Source organism: Wolbachia endosymbiont of Drosophila leontia (assembly GCF_028981785.1).
Classification (GTDB): Bacteria; Pseudomonadota; Alphaproteobacteria; order Rickettsiales; family Anaplasmataceae; genus Wolbachia; species Wolbachia pipientis.
Genome location: NZ_JAPQLK010000095.1, coordinates 1 through 2386 on the forward strand (window position 1 = coordinate 1; position 2386 = coordinate 2386).

The following is a 2386-nucleotide window of genomic DNA, read 5'->3' on the forward strand; positions in this document are numbered from 1 at the left end:
AGTTTCAGGTTTATTGCAATATTGTTGGCGGAGTCCCTACGTCATACCGCCGCGGTATCTCAGCATAGATCCCGCTAACAAGCAGCGGGATGACGGTTGTCGTTTAGCTATAAATATTAAAAAATTTACCAAGCGAAAAAAAAGGCAAAAGAAGCCCCGTGGTTGGCTAGTTACTTACATTATACTTTCAAGTATGGCGTTTTTTTATTCTAAACGTCTAATAACCACGACTCAGCTGCTTTTAAGCTGCAACTAATCTAAATTATAAACATTAAGAAATTTACTAAACAGAAAAAAAGGCAAAAGAAACCCTAGGGTAGCTAGCTATTCACTACCCATTTTTTAAGTTGGCGTTTTTTAATGTTTTAAATATCGTATTTCAGCTTGTGTAGGTAAAAACCTAGAAATTTGATAAAGACATAGAGTGCACATAGTGCAAAAAATTAAACACGAGACGCCAGATACGTTGAGTTTTTTTGTCATTTAATCTGTAGAGAGAAGATAAATAAATAGCTTCATTTTCATGATAAGGGAGCTGGCGAGGCTTGTCAAGGAATTTTTATGGCCTAGCGTCACGTGCTGGAATGACATTTGGGAATATGTTATCCGTTTGTCACTTCTAAATGATAAGAGCCTCAATGAATTTATTAGTTTATTACATGTCTCTTTTCATGTATAAATCTATAGAAAGTTTTATACGGAAGTTGTTTTATGAGCAAAATTATAGAAATCAGAGCACCAAAAACTCTTGGTGGTGAATCAGTTACAGAAGGTATAGTAAAAATAAAGAAGGGTATTGGAGAAGCAGTAAAAGTAGATGACTTGATCTTTGAAATTGAAACTGACAAAACAGCACTCGAATTAACTGCAGAAGCTTCAGGGCAAATAACTGAATTTCTTATAAAAGAAGATGATGTAATAAGTCCTGATCAATTGTTAGCGAAGCTTTCCATGGGAGAAGTAAAAGAGGAAGCGAGAAAAGAAGATAAAAGCGAAAGTGCTGCTAAAAAAGATGCTCCATCAGCTCGTAAAATTATGGAAGAAAATGCAATCAGTGCAGAAAGCGTCAAAGGAACTGGCATGGGAGGCAGAATAACAAAAGCAGATGTGATAGGCCATATGAACAAAGCTGAACAACCTGCAATAAAACAATACGAATTGCCAAAAAGTGTAGTAAGTGGAGAGCAAAGAGAGGAACGAGTAAAAATGAGCAAAATAAGGCAAGTAATTGCCGCTCGTTTGAAAGCATCGCAAAATACTGCTGCAATACTGACCACGTTCAATGAAATTGACATGAAAAATGTCATGGATCTAAGAGCAAAATATAAGGACACTTTTGAAAAAAAATATGGAATAAAACTGGGTTTTATGTCGTTTTTTATAAAGGCAGCGGTGCAAGCATTGAAAGAAATTGCTGAAATTAACGCTGAAATCTCAGGCGATGAAATCATATATAAACATTACTATGACGTAGGTGTTGCTGTTGGCACCGATAAAGGCCTTGTTGTACCAGTTATTCGGGGTGCCGATCAGATGTCATTTGCAGAAATTGAGTTGACTTTAGTTGCTCTTGGCAAAAAAGCTCGTGAGGGTAAATTACAAGTATCAGAAATGGAAGGTGCAACATTTACCATCTCAAACGGTGGAGTATACGGTTCACTTCTTTCCACTCCGGTAATAAACCCTCCGCAATCTGGAATACTTGGAATGCATTCAATACAAAACAGGCCAGTTGCTGTTGGTAATGCAGTAGAAATCAGACCTATGATGTACATGGCTCTCTCTTACGATCACAGAATAGTTGACGGCAAAGGAGCAGTAACTTTCCTCGTTAAAATAAAAAATTATATAGAAGATCCAAATAGATTAGTTTTGGAAGTGTAGCTCAAATGAATTGTTGTTAATCCAGTATTGCTAAAAACCTAAATGTCATCTAGTTCTGCCAGTAGTTTAGCAACTTCCGGATGATCAGGGCCATAATGTTTCTCAAAAATAGGCAAGGCCTGTTCAAGCAATTCCTCTTGTTTCTTGTGATCGCCCAAAGCGCCATAGGCAATACCAAGATTTGCCAGTAGTTTGGCAACTTGAACATGACCAGAGCCATAATGTTTCTCAAAAATAGGTAAAGCTCGTTCAAACAACTCTTTTGCCTTTTGAGGATCACCTAAAGTACCATAAACGGTACCCAGGTTTGCCAGTGGTTTAACAATTTCAAAATGGTCAGAATCGTAATGTTTCTTAGAACCTGTTAAGGATCTCGAAAATATGAGGTAAAATAAGCATAGTTAAGAAAGAGGTATATCTATGCAAAAAAGCTATCCAAGCGATATAAGTAAAGAACAATTTGAAAAAATTAGACCAATACTGGAGAGTAGCAGAAAGAAAA

Annotated in this window: 2 protein-coding genes; one reads left to right on the forward strand and one right to left on the reverse strand. The window is 36.7% G+C overall.

From position 1 onward, the window contains the following. Window positions 1-711: 711 nt before the first annotated feature. Entirely contained in the window at window positions 712-1884 is a 1173-nt protein-coding gene (odhB, locus tag OZD63_RS03130) for a 2-oxoglutarate dehydrogenase complex dihydrolipoyllysine-residue succinyltransferase (RefSeq protein ID WP_275008086.1), read from the forward strand. Between the two features lie 38 nt (window positions 1885-1922). Here the strand turns inward: odhB and OZD63_RS03135 are convergent, their stop codons facing one another. Further along, window positions 1923-2267: a tetratricopeptide repeat protein gene (locus OZD63_RS03135; RefSeq protein ID WP_275008087.1), complete on the reverse strand. Its 345-nt coding sequence runs from the start codon at window positions 2265-2267 to the stop codon at window positions 1923-1925. Between the last annotated feature and the right edge of the window lie 119 nt (window positions 2268-2386).